Here is a 19303-nt window from a genome sequence, read left to right on the forward strand (position 1 = left end):
TGAGCTTTCCCTGCATGGCAAGCACCGCTTGCGATTTGAGGATCACGCCGTCATCGAGAATTTTCAGGTGATTGGCGGCGAGCGTGGCGCCGGTCGTCGTGATGTCGACGATCGCTTCCGCCGTCCCGGCCGCAGGCGCCCCTTCCGTGGCGCCCAAACTTTCGACGATGCGATAGCCGGTTACGCCCTTCGAGGCGAAGAAGCGCCGGGTGAGGTTGAGATATTTGGTGGCGACCCGCAGCCGCCTGCCATGGCGCTGATAGAAGCCTTCCGACACCTCATCGAGATCGCTCATGCGCGCGACGTCGAACCAGGCTTCCGGCACCGCGACCACGACGTCGGCCGGCCCGAAGCCCAAATGCTGCAGCACATCGACGCGCTCGTCGTCGGGTTTCAGCGTTTCGCGCAGCAGGTCCTCGCCGGTGACGCCGAGATCGATCTTGCCGTCCTTGAGGGCGCCGGCGATTTCCGATGCCGACAGGAAGGCGACATCGATGCCTTCGACGCCGCTCAACCGTCCGCGATAGAGACGGTCCGATCCGCTGCGCTTGAGCCCAAAGCCGGCCTTGCCGAACAGCGCCTCCGTCGCCTCCATCAGGCGGCCCTTGGAAGGCATGCCGAGAATGAGCGGTGTCATACGTGCGCTCCTGCGGCGAGGAGCAGCTTCTCCGTGCCGATGGCGCAGCCGACCGCCGAGACCGGAACGGGCGAGCCGATATCGGACAAGAGGTCGTCATAGCGTCCGCCGCCCGCGACCTGCAGCGTGCCTTGCGGTGCGTCCGCTTCGATCTGGAAGACGAAGCCCGTGTAATATTCGAGATTGCGGCCGAAAGTGGCGGCGAAGGAAAATTCTTCAGGCGCAAGGCCCAGCGCCGTCATCGCCGCGATGCGCCGGCGAAACTGGTCGAGCGCCTGGGCGTAGGCTTCACCCTTGGCCACCGCGTCGAGGTCCTTCAGCACCGCGACGGGATCGCCCTCGATCGCGAGATAGGCATCGATCGCGTTGACGGCCTCGGGCGCCAGCGGACGGGCCGACCGGTCGGCCGCCTTCTCGGTGAGCCGTGCGGCGATCTCCGCCGTCGAGCGGGCGCCATTGAGAGATATCTTGCGGCGGGCGAGTTCACCTTCGACCCAACTCTGCGCAGCACCCGCATCTCTTCCCATGACGGCATCGACATGGCCCGAGATGCTGGTCCGGCTCTGCTCCTCACGGGCGGCGAAGCGGTCGAGCGTCTCGCGGAAGGCCTGCGGCCGCCAGAAATGATGGATCAGCCGGCGGCGCCAGCGCTTCGGCATTTCGAGCCCGTCGAGCAGCGCATGGAAAAGCTGGAGATCGCCGAGCCTGACGCGGTAGCGCTCGAGGCCCGCCGCTCTGACCGCGGCGATGGTGAGCGCCAGGACTTGCGCTTCCGACCCTTCCGCGTCAGAAGCCGCCAGCCACTCGATGCCGGCCTGACCGAATTCGCTGGGCGCACGTTGATCGGTAGCGAAGCGGAAAGCCGGTCCGCAATAGCAATAGCGCGCTTCGCTGTCGGGCTTCGCGGCATGGGTCAGGTGATAGCGGCAGGCCGGCACCGTAAGATCGGGCCTCAGACACATCTCACGGCCTTCGGGATCCGTGAAGACATAGGAATTGGCGCGGATGTCCTCGCCCGAGCGTTCGAGGAAGATGTCGGCCGGCTGCAGAATGTCGGGCGCGATGTGATCGAAGCCCGCATCTTCAAACACCCTCATGATGCGCGCATTCTGCGCCTCGAGCGCCTGGCGCTCGGCCGAGGATTTACCGGGCATTGAGGGCGCCCCCGATCATCTTTTCGCCAGCGCCTCGCGCACCGCCTTCACCAGGTCGGCTTCCTTGACCGAGAATTGCGCCAGCCGCGCCTCCTTGTAGTCCTCGCGGCTTTCGACGCCGCCCGCGAGTTCGGCGCCGAGCGCCAGATCCTTGATCTGGACTTCACCCTTCGCCTTCTCATCGCCGCCCTGGATGACGACCAGCGGGCTTTGCCGCTTGTCGGCATATTTCATCTGCGCCTTCATGCCGGACGTGCCGACATACATTTCGGCGCGAATGCCGGCGGCACGCAGCGCCGCAACCATGCGCTGATAGTCGCCGAGGCGGTCGCGGTCCATGACCAGCACGACGACGGGAGCCAGCGCCGTTCCTTCCTCGGCGCGGCCAAGAAGCTTGAGCGCCGAATAGAGTCGCGACACGCCGATGGAGAAGCCGGTCGCCGGCACTTGCTGGCCGGTGAAGCGCGCGACGAGATCATCATAGCGCCCGCCGCCGCCGACCGAGCCAAAGCGCACGAGCTGGCCCTCTTCATTGCGCGCTTCCAACAGCAATTCGCATTCGAAGACGGGCCCCGTGTAATAGCCGAGGCCGCGCACCACCGCCGGATCGATCTTGATGCGGTCTTCTCCATAGCCTGCCGCGGCAAAGAGGCGCGACATTTCTTCGAGCTCGGCGACGCCCGAGCGCCCGCGCTCGCTCTCGCCGACGAGCCCGGCCAGACGCTTCAACGTCTCCTCGCGCGTCGGGGCTGCGGCATCGACGAAGCCGGCGACCCGGTCGATGGCGGCGCTGTCGAGCTCCGCACCCTTGGTGAAATCGCCCGATTCATCCTTGCGGCCCTTGCCGAGAAGATCGCGCACGCCGGCGACGCCGAGCCGGTCGAGCTTGTCGATGGCCCGCAGGACCGTCAAGCGCCGTGCCTCGCTTTCGGGCCCCGCCACGCCAATGGCCTCGAGCACGCCGTCGAGCACCTTGCGGTTGTTGACCTTCATCACATAGTCGGAGCGCCTGATGCCGAGCTTCTCCATCGTGTCGGCGATCATCATGCAGATTTCCGCATCGGCCGCGGGCGAGGCCGAGCCGACGGTATCGGCATCGAATTGCATGAACTGGCGGAACCGCCCCGGTCCCGGCTTCTCGTTGCGAAACACCCAGCCCTGGCGATAGCCGCGATAGGGTGTGGGCAACGCCTGCTGGTTCTCGGCCACATAGCGTGCGAGCGGCGCGGTCAGGTCGTAGCGCAGCGACAGCCACTGCTCGTCATCGTCCTGGAAGGAGAACACGCCTTCATTCGGCCGGTCCTGGTCGGGCAGGAATTTGCCGAGCGCATCGGTATATTCGATGAAGGGCAATTCGAGCGGCTCGAAGCCATAGGCCTCATAGACCTCCTCGATCACCCGCATCATGCGCTTGACGCCCCTGACCTCGTCGGCACCGACATCGCGGAAACCCTTGGCCAGGCGCGCTTTCGGGCGCTGCTGTTTCGTCTTGGCGGACATGCCCGCTCCTTGAGGAAAGAAAAGTCGAGCGGGCTTGTAACGGATGACCGGCGCTTCAGCAACAGTGCTGAATTCATTGGCGTTTTCGGTACGCGATACAGTCACTGGCCTGTCATTAACGAAAATTAATGTTGCCTCGCGTGTCTCGCAATCTGCCGGCAAGCGGCAATGGGACATCTCGGGGAGCCCTTATGAAGTCTTTTCTGCTTGCTTTCCTCACGGCCACTCTCCTGGCCTTCTCCGGCGGTGCGGCCGTCGGTGAGCCGATCCATGGCGCGGGCTCGACCTTCGCCTATCCGGTAATCGCCAAATGGTCGGAAGGCTACCTGGCGGACCGCGCTGGGGGGAACGACATCACCTTCATGGGTTCAGGGATAGACTATGAGCCGGTAGGCTCGCTCGCCGGCATCCTCCGCCTGAGCCAGCCGGAAATGGATTTCGCCGCGAGCGACATGCCCTTGCCGCCCGAGGAGCTCAAGAAATTCGGCTATGTCCAATTTCCTTTGGTGATGGGCGGCATCGTACCGGTCGTCAATCTCGACGGTCTGGCACCGGGCGCTCTGCAATTATCGGGCGAGGTCCTCGCCGACATCTATCTCGGCAAGATCCAGAACTGGTCGGATCCCGCGGTCACCGCTCTGAATTCCGGCCTCAAGCTTCCGGATCTGCGGATCACCGTCATCCACCGTGCCGACGGCTCGGGCTCGACCTTCAACTGGACGAGCTTCCTGTCGAGCGTCAGCGCCGAATGGAAATCCAAATATGGTGCCGATACGCTCGTCACCTGGCCATTGGGCACGAGCGTCGAGCGCAGCTCCGGCGTGGTTAGCGCCGTCAAGGAAACGAAGGGCGCCATTGGCTATGTCGAATATGGCCAGGTGGTGCGCGCCGAGCTGAACTATGCCGCGGTGAAGAACCGCGCCGGGCAATTCGTTCGCCCCGAGCCCGCCGCTTTCGCCACCGCCGTCGCCAAGGCGAAATGGTCGCCCGACAACGGCTTCTATCTTTCACTGGTCGATAGTACCGAAAGCGGCGCCTATCCGATCACCGCCGCGACCTTCATCCTGATGCGCCGCGATCCGGATTCGACATCGCGCGCCCGCCAGGCGCTGTGGTTCTTCAACTATGCGCTGACCCAAGGCGCAGGCGCGGCCGAGGCACTGAGCTATGTGCCGCTGCCGGCCGGCCTCGTGCAGCAGATCAAAGCCTATTGGGCACATGAGCTCAGCTTCGGGAGCTGAGACTTGCGGCCGGACTTGCGCAACATAACAGAGGACTAAGGGCGCCATGGAAGCAGATATCTTCAAGGACATCATCGTGCCCGTCATCGGCGGCCTCGGCATCTTCATGCTCGGCCTCGAATTCATGGCCAATGGCATTCAGGCCCTCTCCGTCAACCGCATGCGCGAATGGCTGGCCAAGATCGCCGGCACCCCTGCCAAGGGCGTCATTGCCGGAACCCTGATCACCGGCGTCATCCAGTCCTCGACCGCGATGACCGTCATGGTCGTCGGCCTCGTCAATGCCGGCGTCATTGCGCTCAGACCCGCGATCAGCGTCATCATGGGCGCCAATATCGGGACGACGCTCGGCAACGGCCTCATCGCGCTGCCTTTGGGGCCGCTTGGCCTTCTCTTCGGCGGCATCTTCGGCCTTGTCTATGTCTTCGCCAAGAACGAGAAGGTTCGCAACATCGCGCTCGCCTGCTTGGGCTTCGCGCTCATCTTTTACGGTCTCAACTTGATGACCGGCGGCTTGCGGCCCCTGCGCGGCATGCCGGAAGTCATGTCGATCATCTCGGGCCTCCATGCCGAGAGCTTTGTCGGCCTCGTCGTCTGCATTCTCATTGCCGCACTGATCACCGCTCTCATCCACTCGTCATCGGCCACCATCGGCATCGTGATGGGACTGGGCGCGGCAGGCGTGCTCGACTGGCAGACCGCCGTCGCCTTCTCGCTCGGCGCCGATCTCGGCACCACCATCACCTCCTGGATGGCCTCGCTCAATCTGTCGAAGAACGCCAAGCGTGCCGCCTATGCCCATATGTCGTTCAATTTCATCGGCGTCGCCGTGATGATCCTGTTGTTCTTCCCGGCCATCGAACTGCTCAAATGGGGCATGGGCTGGTTCGGCGGCGATCCGGGCGTGCCGGTCATGGTCAATGGCAAGGAGACCTTCCCTCTCGTGCCGGTGGCCGTCGGCCTGTTCTCGACCGCCTTCAACATTTTCAATACGGTGCTGCTCTTCCCCTTTGTCGGCATCTTCGAGCGCGTGCTGTCGCGCATCGGCCGCACCGCGGCGGAGGACATCGAAGACTATTCGGTGCCGAAATATCTCAAGCGCGAGATGTCGAGCGACTTCACCAACGCGGTCAACGCCGTCCAGCAGGAAACCCAGCGCCATCTCAATGCCGGTTCCCTGTTCCTCGGCATCGCGCGCGGCCTGAAGACGGCGCCGAGCGATCCCGGCGAGCATTATGTGGCGACCGACATATTGAACCGCGACATCCGCTCCTTCTCGGCGAGCTTGTTCACGGACAGCATGCCCTATGAGCAGCAGGACCTGGTGGCGAGCCTTATCGAGGAGGCTGACTTCTCGGCGAGCCTCGCCGAAACGCTGCATCAGGTGGCGCGCCGGGTGAAGCGCGAGAAGGTCGGTCCCGACGCGCAAGGCGTGGTGACCGAGGCCCTGACGAGGCTCGAGGTCAAGCTGCGCGACATTCTGCCGGACTACGGCGTTCCGAACGCCCCGGTGCCCGCGGGCCACGTGAAATTCGCAACCGTCGAAGATTTGCGCGAGAAGACGCTGCTTCTCGGGAAAGGCGTGTCGTCGGGCGAGCGCGGCGCCATCCTCGCTCTGCTCGGCAGCATCGAGCGGGCGGAACTGCTGATCGAGCGCATCGATGCCGAGCGCAAATCGGTCAACCGCGCCGAGGTCATCGCCCACGCCCAGGCGGCCAAGGCGAAGGCCGGCTACCGCCCGGATATGGGCGGCGGCCTCAGCCCGCAGCCGGCGGAGTAGCTAATACCCTCGCCCCGCTTTAGCGGGGAGAGGTAGTCCTTATTTATCCCTGACCACCTTCTGCTGCTGGATGCCGAGGCCCTCGATGCCGACGCGCATGACATCGCCGGGCTTGAGGAAGCGTTGCGGCTTCATGCCCATGCCGACGCCGGGCGGCGTGCCGGTGGTGATGATGTCGCCCGGCATGAGGGTGAAGAATTGCGAGAGATAGGCGACGATATGGGCGACGCCGAACACCATGGTCTGGGTGGTCCCGTCCTGCACCTTCTTGCCGTTGAGCTCGAGCCATAGTTTGAGCTTCTGCGGGTCCCTGACCTCGTCGGTGGTGACGAGCCACGGGCCGACCGGCCCGAAGGTGTCGTAGGACTTGCCCTTGGTCCATTGCCCGGCACGCTCGATCTGGAATTCGCGCTCCGAGAGGTCGTTGACGGTGCAATAGCCCGCGACATGGGCCATCGCGTCCTTCTTCTTGATATTCTTGGCGCGCGTGCCGATGACGACGCCGAGCTCGACCTCCCAGTCCGATTTCTTCGACTTGGGCGGCAGCGTCACATCGTCATTGGGGCCCGAGATACAAGTCACATGCTTGGTGAAGACGACGGGCTCGGGCGGCACCGGCAGGTTCGATTCCGCCGCATGATCCGAATAATTGAGACCAATGGCGATGAATTTCTGCGGATTGGCGACCGGGGGTCCGATGCGCGGATTGCCGCGCACCAGCGGCAGCGATTCAGGCTTGATCTTGCCGAGGCGCGCCAGCCCTTTGGGGCTGATCGTCTCGCCATCGACATCGGCAATGACGCCGGAGAGATCGCGGATGCGTCCATCCTTGTCGAGAAGGCCTGGCTTCTCTTTGCCCTTCGTCCCATAACGCAACAGCTTCATTGTAACCCCTTCCCCAAAGTTTGAGCTGACTTGTGCCAGCGCGGCTGAAAACCGCGCGCGAGAATGCCGACATAGAGCGCAGGTGTCAAAAGCCTTGCCTTCATGACTGACCTGCGCGGTCGGGCCCCGCTATATCCCTCGAACGACCATCGAAGCAGCCGATCGCCCTTGACCGCCAGGGGACCTTCCCCGGCATCGATCATGGCGCCGTCCGGCAGACCTCCGACATCGACTTCCGGTCTGGGCCCGCGCCGCTCCTTGTCCACGATCCGGTCGGCTTCGTCCGCCATCAGAGGCGGCGAAGCGAGCGACAGGAAGCGCTGCGCCTCCTTGCGCCGGCAATAGAAGCAGGGCCGATGCCCCGCCGCGATCGCCGTCACCTCGTCGAGGAAGAAGAGCGACGTATAGCCTTTGCCCATCGGCTCGTGATGGACGCCCTTCCAATAGAGATCGCAGCAGATCCAGTGCCTTGTGGCCCAACGCCTCTTGCCGAGCGTCCGGTCGTCGCGATGGAATTTCCCGCCGCGATTGCCCATCATGGTGCCGCGCGCCGGATCGGCCACGATCTCGCCATAGGGATTGACCCGGTTCTGCAGGGGCATCGTCAAGCCACCCGCCGGAAGAGGCCGGGATAGTCGGTCACCAGCCCATATTCGTCGAATTCGATATCGGCCGCGAAGGAGCCGTCGGTCGCTTCATAGTGGAAGCTCTTGCCGAACCTGGTGCAGGTATAACGCTGCCCGTCGACAAAAGGATCGAGCGTGTCGGACGGCATCCACAGCATGGCGAATTCGCGCGCCTGGCCCTCGATGAAGGCTGTCCGGCGAACCGGAAGGCTGTTGGTGAAGCAGGTGAAGGAAAGATCGATATCGAGGCAGCCGTCGAATTTGGCGAGCGGCTTGCCGCCGCCGTCGAGCCAGCGGCCTTCGGACGGCGAGCGGTAATAGCGCTTGCGCCCGTCGACGGAATCGATGGCGAAGGCGAGCACGCGCCATGTCTTGTCGAGGTCGATCTTGTAGGAGAAGGCGAAGGGCCGCCCGTCATTCTCGCCGATCACCCGGCTGCGCACGCTGTAGCCTTCAGGCCGCGCCCTGAGCACGAGATGCTCGAGCCCCTCGCCCTCGACCGGGCGCCAGCGCGCGACAATCTCGTCCACGGGCTTCCACATCAGAGACTCCTGACGATGATGACATGCATGTCCTTGGGCCCATGCGCCGGCCGGACGATCGTCTGCTCGATATCGGCGGTGCGCGAGGGCCCGGAGATCATATTCACGGTGCGCGGCATCTGGCCAGGCCCATAGATCTCGCGCAAGCGCCCCCAGACCTCCTCATAGCTGCCATGGAGGTCCTTCGCCTCCAGCAGCACGATATGCGCCTCGGGCAGGAAATTGAGGGTCGTCGGATTGGCGGCGCCCGAGAGCTGGACGATGGTGCCCGTCTCGGCGACGCCCGCGAAAGCATGGGTGAGCGAGGCGGTGTCGGCATCGAGTGCCCGGCCCTCTTCCACCTCGAGCGTCTGCGCCCGGTGCCAGGGCAAACTGGTGAGGCGCTCGTCGCTGCCGTGCCGGATGCGCGCCGGTCGGTTGGTGTTGCGCAGATAGGTGGCGACCGAGGCCGGCACGTCATTGACATCCTCGAGGATCTCGACCGTGCCGCCGACCGCTTCCATCATGCGCTGGAAGACGGCGATGCGATGCGCCTCATCGCCCTCGCCGCGATCGGGCACGATATTGCGCCGCGGATGAGTGAGGCGCTCGTCCACCGCCCGACGACGTGCCACCACATCGCCTTGAGGCATAGAGCGTCGAATCCGGGAAAGAATACGGACGCGGGCATTATCCACGGGCGCGCTCCTTCCACATCGCCTGGAAGGTCTTGCCTTGCGGCGCCGGCATGTCGCGATATTGCGTCCAGCCCTGCGCCAGCGGCAGGCTGGTGAACCGGCCCTTGCGGCGGCCCATCACATGGAGAAGCCGCGCCGCGATTCGCGTGCCGAACTGATAGAGCTTCGGCCGCTTGGCGAAATAGGCCCAGACACCGAGCCCCCAGCGCACAGCGCCTGGCGTCAGATGCTTCTCGAATTCCTTCTCGCGCCAGTGCCGCAGAAGCCTGGGCAGTGGAATGCGCATCGGGCAGACTTCCTCGCAGCGTCCGCAGAAGGTCGAGGCATTGGGCAGGTGCTTCGCCTTCTCGATGCCGATGAGCGCCGGCGTCACCACCGAGCCGATCGGTCCCGGATAGACCCAGCCATAGGCATGGCCGCCGACCGCCTGATAGACCGGGCAGTGATTGAGGCAGGCGCCGCAGCGGATGCAGCGCAGCATGTCCTGGAACTCGGTGCCGAGCACGTTGGAGCGGCCATTGTCGAGGATGACGACGTGATATTCGAGGGGACCGTCGGGGTCGTCGGCGCGCCTGGGGCCCGTCGAGAAAGTCGTGTAGTTGGAGAAATCCTGGCCCGTCGCCGAGCGCGCCAGCACACGCAGGATGGTCGTCGCATCTTCGAGCGTCGGCACCACCTTCTCGATCGAGGCGATGACGATATGCGCTCTGGGCAAGGTCTGGGTCAGATCGCCATTGCCCTCATTGGTGACGATGATCGAGGTGCCGGTCTCACTGATCAGGAAATTGGCGCCGGTGATGCCGACATCGGCATCGAGATATTTCTGGCGCAAGACCTGGCGCGCCTCCTCGACCAGCGTCGGGATCTCGGTCAGGTCGCGATTGGGGTCGAGATGGGTATGGGCTTTGCGGAAATCGGCCTCGATCTGGTCGCGGGTGAGATGGACCGCGGGTGCTATGATATGGCTCGGCGCCTCGCCCCTGATCTGGATCAGATATTCACCGAGATCGGTCTCGACCGGCGTGACATGGGCTGCCTCCAGCGCCGGGTTGAGGCCGATCTCTTCCGAGATCATCGACTTGCCCTTGGTGGCGAGCTTGGCGTCGAGACGCTTGCAGATCGAAAGGATGGCCGCGCGGGCCTCCTCGGCGGTCTCGGCCCAATGGACATGCCCGCCGGTTTCGACGACCTTCGCCTCATAGCGTTCGAGATAGAGGTCGAGATGCGCAAGGACATGGTCCTTGATGTCGCGCGCCTGATCGCGCAACGCGTCGAATTCCGGCAGATTGGCACGGGCCTTGGCGCGCTTCTCGATGAAGCGCGGACCGGTCTCGGTCATCGTCGACTGCAATTGGCTGTCGGCGATCGCCCGCTTCACATTGGCGGGAAACTCTGAGGCGTGCTGCTCCATCACTCCGCCTCCATTTGCCCTCGCCCCGCTTCAGCGGGGAGAGGGAGGGGACCCATGCGCAGCATGGGGAGGGTGAGGGGCTTCTTTCCGATGGCTTGCGAAACGAAGAGGCCCCTCACCCTTCCCGCCGCTGCGCGTCGGGTCCCTTCCCTCTCCCCGCCGCGCTTCGCTTGCGGGGCGAGGGTAATTAGGTCTGTCGACCGAATTCGCTCCATCACTCGGCCTCCGCGATGGGCGGTGTCGCCGTGTCGCCGGCCAGGATCTCGGCCACATGCCGTGCCTTGAGCGCAGATCCTTCGCGCTTGAGCTTGCCGGCCATGTTCATGAGGCAGCCGAGATCGCCGGCGAGCAGCAGATCGGCCTTGGTGGCGCCGATCTTGTTCGCTTTCTTGGCGACCATGACATTGGAGATGTCGGGATATTTCACGCAGAAAGTGCCACCGAAGCCGCAGCATACTTCCGCATCCTCGAGCTCGACCAGATCGAGCCCTTGCACCGTGCGCAGCAATTTGCGCGGCTCGCTCTTGACGCCGAGCTCGCGCAGGCCCGAACAGGAATCGTGATAGGTAACGGTGCCGTTGAACTGTGCGGTGACCTTCTCCTGCTTCATCACCCGGACCAGGAAGGAGACGAGTTCATAGGTCTTGGCCGCCAGCGCATCGGCCGCCTTGCGATCGGTGGAGCCTTGCGGGAAGAGCTCGGGATAATGCGCCTTGATCATGCCGGCGCAGGAGCCTGAGGGAGCCACCACATAATCATAGGGCAGGAAGCTGCGGATGACGGCGCGGGCGATATCGGCCGTGTCCTTGCGGTCGCCCGAATTGAAGGCGGGCTGGCCGCAGCAGGTCTGGCTTTCCGGCACCTCGACGATGCAGCCCGCGTCCTCCAGAAGCTTCACGGTGGCGAAACCGACGGAGGGCCGGAACAGGTCGACGAGGCAGGTCACGAAAAGGCCGACACGCGGCCGGGTCAGCTCCATGCGGGGTGCATCCCATTGATAACCGGACAGTCTTATGGCGCGGTGCAACCCTGCCCCGCAAGCTCTTATATGACAAATTGATTGAGCATTAGGCCGCAGTATGGGACTAAAGTGCCCCCATGGTTGCCATGCCGATCCCCGACAAAGCCACCCTCGCCAGAAGGCGCGAGATCGCCCAGGCGTTGCGTCAACTTGTGCCGGGCGAAGGCGTCATCGAGACGCCGGTCGAGATGCGGGCCTATGAGACGGACGGGCTCACCGCCTATCGCCAGATGCCCCTGGTCGTCGTGCTGCCCGAGACCACCGCCCAGGTCTCGGCCGTGCTCAAATACTGTCATCAGCACAGGATCAAGATCGTGCCGCGCGGTGCCGGGACATCGCTCTCGGGCGGCGCTTTGCCCCTCGCCGACGGCGTGCTTCTCGGCCTCGGCAAATTCAACCGCATCCTCGAGATCGACTATGCCAATCGCTGCGTCGTCACCCAGCCCGGTGTCACCAATCTCGCCATCACCCAGGCGGTGCAGCACAAGGGCTTCTATTACGCGCCCGATCCGTCTTCTCAGATCGCCTGCACCATCGGCGGTAATGTGGCGGAGAATTCGGGCGGCGTGCACTGCCTGAAATACGGCCTCACCACCAATAATGTGCTGGGGCTGGAGATGGTGCTGATCACGGGCGAGGTGATCCGGCTCGGCGGCAAGCATCTCGACAGCGAGGCCTATGACCTTTTGGGCGTCATGACCGGCTCGGAAGGCCTGCTCGGCGTCGTCACCGAGGTCACCGTCCGCATCCTGCAGAAGCCGGAGACGGCGCGCGCCGTGCTGGTCGGCTTTCCCTCCAATGAGAATGCCGGCAAATGCGTCGCCGACATCATCCAGGCCGGCATCATCCCCGGCGGCATGGAGATGATGGACCGCCCCGCCATCCATGCGGCGGAAGAATTCGTGCAGGCGGGCTATCCGCTCGAAGCCGAGGCCCTTCTCATCATCGAGCTCGATGGCCCGGCTGTCGAGGTCGATCACCTCATCGAGCGCGTCGTCGAGATTTCCAACGCCAACCGTGCCAATTCCTGCCGCGTGTCGCAATCGGAAGAAGAGCGCCTCGTCTTCTGGGCCGGCCGCAAGGCGGCCTTCCCGGCGGTCGGGCGCATCTCGCCCGATTATCTGTGCATGGACGGCACCATCCCGCGCAAGAGGCTGCCCGAGGTCCTGAATGGCATGGCGGAGCTCTCGCGCCATTATGGTCTGCGCGTCGCCAATGTCTTCCATGCCGGCGACGGCAATCTCCACCCGCTCATCCTGTTCGACGCCAATGATCCCGATGAGCTGGCGCGGGCGGAGAAATTCGGCGCCGACATATTGAAGCTCTGCGTGAAAGTGGGCGGCGTGCTCACCGGCGAGCATGGTGTCGGCATCGAGAAGCGCGACCTGATGCCGGAAATGTTCTCCGAGGCCGATCTCAACCAGCAGCAGCGGCTCAAATGCGCTTTCGACGCCGAGGGGCTGCTCAATCCCGGCAAGGTCTTTCCAGTCCTTCACCGCTGCGCCGAGCTCGGCCGCATGGTGGTGCGGGGCGGGAAGCTGCCGCATGCCGACCTGCCGAGGTTCTGACTTGACGAGCCTCAGACCGGAAACCGAGACGGATCTCGTCGATGTGGTGCAGAACGCCCTCGCCGAGAAGACACCGCTCGAGCTCATCGGCACGGGCACGAAGAAAAGGCTTGGACGGCCGATGCAGACCGCCGCCACGCTCGATCTCTCAGGCTTCGATACCGTATCGCTGTATGAGCCCGAGGAGCTCGTCATCACCGCGGGCGCCGGCGCCAGGCTCGCGGAAATCAGAGAGCTCGTTTCCGCCAAGGGCCAGGAATTCGCCTTCGAGCCGCCGGATCTGTCACGGCTTCTGGGCTCGGAGCACTCAGGCACATTGGGCGGCATGCTCGCCTGCAATCTCTCAGGCCCGCGCCGGCTGAAGGCGGGCGCGGCGCGCGATCACATTCTGGGGGTTGCCGGCGTGTCGGGACGCGGCGAGGCTTTCAAGGCCGGCGGCCGCGTGGTGAAGAATGTGACGGGCTATGATGTGCCCAAGCTGATGGCGGGCTCCTTCGGCACCTTGGCGGCGCTCACCACCGTCACCTTCAAGGTGCTGCCCAAGGCCGAAAGCGAAGAGACGCTGGTCATCGAAGGCCTCGGCGATGACGAGGCCGTCGCCGCCATGAGCCTCGCGATGCAGTCCTCTTGCGAAGTGTCGGGGGCGGCTCATCTGCCGTCCGGGCTCGCGGGCGGGACGGCGAAAACCTTGCTGCGCCTCGAAGGCGTTCCGCCATCGATTGCCTACCGCCGCGACAAGCTCATCGGGATCCTGGGCAAAGCCCAACACGTGATCGGATCCGAGGACTCGCGCGCCCAATGGATCGCCATTCGCGATGTCCATCCTCTGGCCGACGGGCGGGACCGGTCTGTCTGGCGTCTCTCCGTACCGCCCGCCGAAGGAGCGCGGGTCACGGCGAGGCTCGCTTTGGAGCTCGATGCACGCTGGTTCTATGACTGGGCGGGCGGGCTCATCTGGGTCGACGTGCCGGCCGGCGCCGATGCGGCGGCATCCGCCATTCGCGCAAGCCTCCACGAAGGCCATGCCACACTGATCCGCGGCTCCGAGGCGGTGCGGGCCGCGGTGCCGGTGCTGCAGCCACAAGGTCCGGCCCTCGCCGCTTTGGGCCGTCGCGTCAAGGCGGCCTTCGATCCGATGGGTATCTTCAATCCCGGCCGCATGCAGGAAGGCGTTTAGATGCAGACGAACTTCACGCAAGAGCAGTTGCAGGACCCGCATATCCAGGTCGCCAACCAGATCCTGCGCAAATGCGTGCATTGCGGCTTCTGCACCGCCACCTGCCCGACCTATGTGCTTCTGGGCGATGAGCTCGACAGTCCGCGCGGCCGCATCTATCTCATCAAGAACATGCTGGAGCATGGCGAAGCGGCAACGCCCGAAACGGTGAAGCACATCGACCGTTGCCTGTCCTGCCTCTCCTGCATGACCACTTGCCCGTCGGGCGTGCACTACATGCATCTGGTCGACGATGCCCGCGTCCATATCGAGAAGACCTATCGCCGCCCGCTTTTCGAGCGCGGCTTGCGCAGCCTGCTCGCTTTCCTGATGCCGCGTCCGGGGCCTTTCAAGGCAGCGCTGATCCTGTCGCAACTCGTCCGGCCGCTGGCGCCCGTCATCGAGAAGCTGGGCGACAAGCGCCTTTCCTCGCTCCTCGCCCTTGTGCCCAAGGACACGCCGCCGCCGGAGATGGTCGGCCAGCCCGGCACTTACGTGGCGGAAGGAGCTACCCGCATGCGGGTGGCGCTGCTGCGCGGCTGCGTGCAGAGCGTTCTCGATCCCGCCATCAACGAGGCGGCCATCCGCCTCATGAACCGCCATGGGATAGAGGTCGTGGTCACCGAGGGCGAGGCCTGCTGCGGATCGCTGACTCATCATATGGGCAAGGAGAAGGATGCGCTCGCCCGCGCCCGCCGCATGATCGATGCCTGGGACAAGGAGCGGATCGACCGCATCGTCATCACGGCCTCGGGCTGCGGCACGACCATCAAGGACTATGGCCATATGCTGCGGCTCGATCCCGCCTATGCCGAGAAGGCGAAAGCGGTATCGGCGATGACCCGCGACATCAGCGAATTCCTGACCGAGATCGATCTGCCCCAAGCCGCGCCGCCCAGGCCCTTGCGCGTCGCTTATCATTCGGCCTGCTCCATGCAGCACGGCCAGAAGATAAAGACAGCACCGCGCCAGCTCCTGGAAAAGGCGGGCTTCGAGGTGGCCGAGATTCCGGAGGGCCATTTGTGCTGCGGCTCGGCCGGCACCTACAATATCCTGCAGCCGGAGATCGCGACGCGGCTGCGCGACCGCAAGGTGGCGAACATCAAGTCGGTCGCGCCCGACATCATCGCCACCGGCAATATCGGCTGCATCACCCAGATCGGCCAGGCGAGCGATATTCCCGTTCTCCACACTGTCGAGTTGCTCAACTGGGCGCATGGCGGTTATGAACCCAGAGTCTTAAGAGAATCATCTAAGAGGTAGAAATTCATGGCGAAATTCCCGAAAGGCGTGAGTTTTACCGAAAAGCTCAAGAAGGGCTATGACCAGGTGTTGACCGGGGATGCGGTGGCTTTCGTCGCCAGACTCCACCGCAATTTCGAGGAGCGCCGCCGCGCGCTGATCAAGGCCCGGGCCGAGCGCCAGAAGCTCTTCGACAAAGGCGTTCTGCCCGATTTCCTGCCCGAGACACGCGCCATCCGCGAGGGCAAATGGACGGTGGCGCCGATCCCCGCCGATCTCCAGGACCGGCGCGTCGAAATCACCGGCCCCACCGACCGCAAGATGGTCATCAACGCTCTCAATTCTGGCGCCAAGGTCTTCATGACCGATTTCGAGGATTCGAACTCGCCGACCTTCGACAACATGATCCAGGGCCAGATCAACCTGATGGACCGCTGGGCGGGTAAGATCGATTACACCGATCCGCAGAGCGGCAAATCCTACAAGCTCGGCAAGAAGCCGGCGGTGTTGCTGGTGCGCCCGCGCGGCTGGCACCTGCTCGAAGAACATATGGAAGTGGACGACGCCCCCGTCTCGGGCGCTCTGTTCGATTTCGGCCTGTATTTTTTCCACAATGCCAAGGCCGCGCTCGCCAACAAATCCGGTCCCTATTTCTATCTGCCGAAGATGGAGAGCCATCGCGAGGCGAGGCTGTGGAACGACGTCTTCATCCAGGCCGAGAGCGAGCTGGACTTGCCGCTCGGCACCATCAAGGCGACGGTGCTGATCGAGACCTTGCCGGCCGCTTTCGAGATGGACGAGATCCTGTTCGAATTGCGCGACCACATAGTCGGCCTCAATTGCGGGCGCTGGGACTATATCTTCTCCTTCATCAAGACCTTCGCCAACAACAAGCGCTTCGTATTGCCGGACCGCGCGCAGGTGGTCATGTCGAAGGCCTTCCTCGCCAATTACTCCGCCCTCCTCATCCAGACCTGTCACAAGCGCCGCGCCTTCGCCATGGGCGGCATGGCGGCACAGATCCCCAACCGCAAGGACGAGGAAGCCAACCGCGCCGCCTTTGGGAAGGTCCGCGCCGACAAGGAACGCGAGGCCAAGAACGGCCATGACGGCACCTGGGTGGCGCATCCCGATCTGGTGCCGCTGGCGCGCGAGGTGTTCGACGCGCTGATGCCGACGGCGAACCAGCTCTATGCCAAGCGCGAGGATGTACATGTCGGGCAGAAGGAATTGCTCGAGGTTCACGAGGGCACCAAGACCGAGGCGGGATTCCGCGAGAATATCCGTGTGGGCGTGCAGTATATCGAAGCCTGGCTCAGGGGCCGCGGCGCCGTGCCGATCTACAACCTCATGGAGGATGCCGCGACCGCCGAGATCTCACGCTCGCAGATCTGGCAATGGCTCAAATTCGGCGCCCGGCTCGAAGGCGGCCAGAAGGTGACGAAGCCTTTCTTCGAGAAATGCCTCAAGGAGGAGATGGCGCAGGTCGCCAAGGAAGTGGGCGCCGAGGCCTTTAAGAAAGGCCGCTTCCGCGAGGCGATCGACATCTTCCGCAAGATGTCGACATCGCCCCATTTCGAGACCTTCCTCACTCTGCCGGCCTACCGGAAGATCGTGTGAGCCCTAAATCTCACGACCGTCTGGACAGACTTCTTAGGACGCTTCGCTCTTATGAAGAGGCTTGGTTCTGCTGTAGTCCCGGCGCAGTTCCAATCTTGAAATTTTCCAATCCCACCGTTTGGCCCACGATGTCAAGCGCTCGTCGCCGAGGAAGTTGGGGCGCTGAGACCCTCTTCACGTTGCCCGCTTACCGGAAGATCGCCTGAGCCGTTTTCCTCAGCCCGAACCACAAGGCGACAGGGCGTCGGTCATCTTCTTTTGCACCTTGGCTTCCTCCGAGGAGTGAAAGGCGATGCGGGTGATCGCGCCGGCGATCCTTTCCAGGCGGACATAATGGTCCTCGTCGGCCACGGCGTGGTCCCTTACCGGGCGGATCTCGACGACTTCCCTGGGCACAAGGGTCTTGGCCACGTGCCTGACGCTCGGCGATATCCTGGAATAGGTGCGCTCATGGGCATCGAGCGCCTTGACGATGCAGGCTTGGACGGTGGTGAGCGGCTTCGGTGCCACCCAGACATGCACCAGCGGCTCCGGGGCGAGACGGGCATGGGCGCTGGCTGCAAGGCACATGGACACGCCAACAACAAGGCTTCTCGCCACGCACTTCGCGGAACCAAAAAACATCCACGAATCTTAGCCGAAGTCCTTCACGCCATCAGCTTAACTTTTCGACAAGAATGCCAGAAGGATTACGAAGTTTGCTGAGCGACTTGCCTCTATTCTTGTACGGGCGGCCACTGTTGCGCGGCGTGAAGCACGCGCAGGATGGTCACCGCCCCGGGCATTCTCGGCGTAGATCACCAGATAGTTCGCCCGAACAACCATTTCCCGCGTTCCGGCGACGCGACCGGGCCGACAGAGTTTCGGATGCTCCAGCAACTTCGCGGCCTTTGTCTCAATCTCATCCTTTAGCCGCTGCGCGGCGTCGGGGTTGTCGTCCGAGATGTAATCGACGATCGCCAGCAGATCAGCGCGAGCCGCTTCCCGCCATTCAAGAATGGGCACGGCGCTTCTTGTCAATCAATGCTTGCGTCTCATCCATGACCTTGCGATGCGGGACCGACGGCCGCTTATCGTCCAGCGCTTCCTGCACCTTGGCCCGGAACCACGCGTCATAGGCTTCCGGATCCGTCGTCAGGCCGGCCGGCAAGCCGCCTTCCTTCGCAATACGGGTGAGCAGGATGCGTACGGCATCCGAGACGGTTAGCCCAAAATTCGCGAGCTTTGCCGCCGCGGCGATCTTCAGCTTATCGTCCACTCGCACATGGAGCATCGAGGTTTGAGGCATCGGGGTTCCTTAGGTTGTTCCAACAATGTATCTCATTTGAGATACATATGCAATCCTCACATGCTGATCGATGAGTATGGCGCGGAAGTCGTTCACATTCGTGCGTGTCGGCCCGGTGACGACGAGGTCGCCGAGGCATCGCGAGCGCGTCCTGGGCGCGTGGTCGGATCGGGCACGGAGAGCCCACGATCGCCAACGATCTCGATCTTCCGGCAGGGACTCCCAGGTGTTGCAAAAAGGTCACATGTTACAAAATTCTGATCATTCCTGACGTGGCGGATTGCCGGTAGCTGGCTTCCAGCCGATAATCAGAGTCGGGAAAGAGGGGGTTTTTTCAGATGAAAAGGCCGCTTCTGGCTTTAATGAAGACAATTGCGGGGGAGCTCCTATGGCAGATTTGTTGAATTTCGAGGAAATTCCGAACCTTCTGGAACTGGCCCAAGCGTATGGCAACGATCCCACAGGGTCGGAAGGTGCAGCACCGAGTTTGACTGGACTGTCTGTTTGTGCGGACGAAGGCCCCCTGCAGCAGTCCGTTTGCGCCGATGAAGGGCCGAGCGGCAACACCCTCTCCGTTTGCGCCGATGAAGGACCGCCGGCTCTCGAGCAGGTCGGCACCATCTTGTCCGTTTGCGCCGATGAAGGAGGAGCAGTACCGCAGCCCGGTGTTGGCCCCGAGACGGACATCGAGCAGGTCGGCACCATCTTCTCCGTTTGCGCCGATGAAGGACCGATCAACAACATCTTCTCCGTTTGCGCCGACGAAGGAACGCAGCCGACCGGTGTTGGCCTTGAGACGGGCATCGAGCGGGTCGGCACTATTTTCTCCGTTTGCGCCGATGAGGCGATGAACCGGGTCTGAGCACAACGACAGCATTCAGCACTCAAGGGGCGG

At 63.5% G+C, this 19303-nt stretch carries 18 protein-coding genes and 1 pseudogene; 7 read left to right on the top strand and 12 right to left on the bottom strand.

Annotation, left to right across the window (positions count from 1 at the left end; genetic code table 11):
• Positions 1 to 19: 19 nt before the first annotated feature.
• The 3 genes and pseudogenes from hisG to hisS form a co-directional block, all read right to left on the bottom strand.
• Positions 20 to 637, bottom strand: a pseudogene (gene hisG, locus DS839_RS09540) (ATP phosphoribosyltransferase); the annotation flags it as partial.
• On the bottom strand, positions 634 to 1791 hold the full coding sequence (locus DS839_RS09545; RefSeq protein WP_119270082.1) for an ATP phosphoribosyltransferase regulatory subunit: 1158 nt from the start codon (positions 1789 to 1791) through the stop codon (positions 634 to 636). The gene DS839_RS09545 and the pseudogene hisG, both read right to left, overlap by 4 nt.
• Before the next feature lie 15 nt (positions 1792 to 1806).
• Positions 1807 to 3291, bottom strand: a complete 1485-nt coding sequence (hisS, locus tag DS839_RS09550; protein WP_119270083.1) for a histidine--tRNA ligase — start codon at positions 3289 to 3291, stop codon at positions 1807 to 1809.
• Positions 3292 to 3482: 191 nt separating this feature from the next.
• Between hisS and pstS the strand changes: the two genes are divergently transcribed.
• Both pstS and DS839_RS09560 read left to right on the top strand, forming a co-directional pair.
• Positions 3483 to 4532 (top strand): phosphate ABC transporter substrate-binding protein PstS, encoded by a 1050-nt coding sequence (gene pstS / locus DS839_RS09555; protein ID WP_119270084.1) that lies wholly within the window; start codon positions 3483 to 3485, stop codon positions 4530 to 4532.
• Between the two features lie 46 nt (positions 4533 to 4578).
• Entirely contained in the window at positions 4579 to 6312 is a 1734-nt protein-coding gene (locus DS839_RS09560) for a Na/Pi cotransporter family protein (RefSeq protein ID WP_119270085.1), read from the top strand.
• 39 nt (positions 6313 to 6351) lie between these two features.
• Here DS839_RS09560 and DS839_RS09565 read toward each other — a convergent pair whose 3' ends face one another.
• The 6 genes from DS839_RS09565 to DS839_RS09595 all read right to left on the bottom strand — a co-directional run bounded on the left by DS839_RS09565 (position 6352) and on the right by DS839_RS09595 (position 11432).
• Entirely contained in the window at positions 6352 to 7197 is an 846-nt protein-coding gene (locus tag DS839_RS09565) for a fumarylacetoacetate hydrolase family protein (protein ID WP_119270086.1), read from the bottom strand.
• Positions 7194 to 7799: a hypothetical protein gene (locus DS839_RS09570; RefSeq protein ID WP_119270087.1), complete on the bottom strand. Its 606-nt coding sequence runs from the start codon at positions 7797 to 7799 to the stop codon at positions 7194 to 7196. Before DS839_RS09570 ends, DS839_RS09565 begins: the two co-directional genes overlap by 4 nt.
• Positions 7800 to 7801: 2 nt before the next feature.
• Positions 7802 to 8365 carry a putative glycolipid-binding domain-containing protein gene (locus DS839_RS09575; protein WP_119270088.1) on the bottom strand — a complete coding sequence of 188 codons (564 nt, stop codon included), beginning with the start codon at positions 8363 to 8365 and terminating at the stop codon, positions 7802 to 7804.
• Complete coding sequence (locus DS839_RS09580) at positions 8365 to 8979, bottom strand: LutC/YkgG family protein (RefSeq protein ID WP_368911420.1); 615 nt, start codon at positions 8977 to 8979, stop codon at positions 8365 to 8367. The genes DS839_RS09575 and DS839_RS09580 overlap by 1 nt, the downstream gene beginning before the upstream one ends.
• 55 nt (positions 8980 to 9034) lie before the next feature.
• On the bottom strand, positions 9035 to 10453 hold the full coding sequence (locus tag DS839_RS09585; RefSeq protein ID WP_119270090.1) for a LutB/LldF family L-lactate oxidation iron-sulfur protein: 1419 nt from the start codon (positions 10451 to 10453) through the stop codon (positions 9035 to 9037).
• A gap of 214 nt (positions 10454 to 10667) precedes the next feature.
• Positions 10668 to 11432, bottom strand: coding sequence for a (Fe-S)-binding protein (locus tag DS839_RS09595; protein ID WP_119270092.1), 765 nt, complete (start codon positions 11430 to 11432; stop codon positions 10668 to 10670).
• A 119-nt stretch (positions 11433 to 11551) separates the two neighbouring features.
• Here DS839_RS09595 and DS839_RS09600 point away from each other — a divergent pair, with 119 nt between their 5' ends.
• The 4 genes from DS839_RS09600 to aceB are packed head-to-tail and all read left to right on the top strand — an operon-like array spanning position 11552 to position 17120.
• On the top strand, positions 11552 to 13042 hold the full coding sequence (locus DS839_RS09600) for an FAD-linked oxidase C-terminal domain-containing protein (RefSeq protein ID WP_368911422.1): 1491 nt from the start codon (positions 11552 to 11554) through the stop codon (positions 13040 to 13042).
• A 1-nt stretch (position 13043) separates the two neighbouring features.
• A complete protein-coding gene (gene glcE, locus DS839_RS09605) occupies positions 13044 to 14219 on the top strand; it encodes a glycolate oxidase subunit GlcE (RefSeq protein ID WP_368911424.1) in 1176 nt (391 codons plus the stop codon).
• Complete coding sequence (gene glcF, locus DS839_RS09610; RefSeq protein WP_119270094.1) at positions 14220 to 15521, top strand: glycolate oxidase subunit GlcF; 1302 nt, start codon at positions 14220 to 14222, stop codon at positions 15519 to 15521.
• A 6-nt stretch (positions 15522 to 15527) separates the two neighbouring features.
• Positions 15528 to 17120 carry a malate synthase A gene (aceB, locus tag DS839_RS09615; protein WP_119270095.1) on the top strand — a complete coding sequence of 531 codons (1593 nt, stop codon included), beginning with the start codon at positions 15528 to 15530 and terminating at the stop codon, positions 17118 to 17120.
• Between the two features lie 216 nt (positions 17121 to 17336).
• Here aceB and DS839_RS09620 read toward each other — a convergent pair whose 3' ends face one another.
• The 3 genes from DS839_RS09620 to relB form a co-directional block, all read right to left on the bottom strand.
• The gene (locus DS839_RS09620; protein WP_119270096.1) at positions 17337 to 17690 is read right to left on the bottom strand and encodes a hypothetical protein; all 354 of its coding nucleotides are present in this window, start codon (positions 17688 to 17690) and stop codon (positions 17337 to 17339) included.
• 90 nt (positions 17691 to 17780) lie between these two features.
• Positions 17781 to 18125 (bottom strand): type II toxin-antitoxin system RelE/ParE family toxin, encoded by a 345-nt coding sequence (locus tag DS839_RS09625; RefSeq protein ID WP_368911426.1) that lies wholly within the window; start codon positions 18123 to 18125, stop codon positions 17781 to 17783.
• Entirely contained in the window at positions 18112 to 18408 is a 297-nt protein-coding gene (gene relB / locus DS839_RS09630) for a type II toxin-antitoxin system RelB family antitoxin (RefSeq protein ID WP_119270097.1), read from the bottom strand. Before relB ends, DS839_RS09625 begins: the two co-directional genes overlap by 14 nt.
• A gap of 388 nt (positions 18409 to 18796) precedes the next feature.
• Between relB and DS839_RS09635 the strand changes: the two genes are divergently transcribed.
• Positions 18797 to 19270 (top strand): hypothetical protein, encoded by a 474-nt coding sequence (locus DS839_RS09635; RefSeq protein WP_119270098.1) that lies wholly within the window; start codon positions 18797 to 18799, stop codon positions 19268 to 19270.
• Positions 19271 to 19303 lie beyond the last annotated feature (33 nt).

This window comes from Taklimakanibacter deserti, from assembly GCA_003574785.1.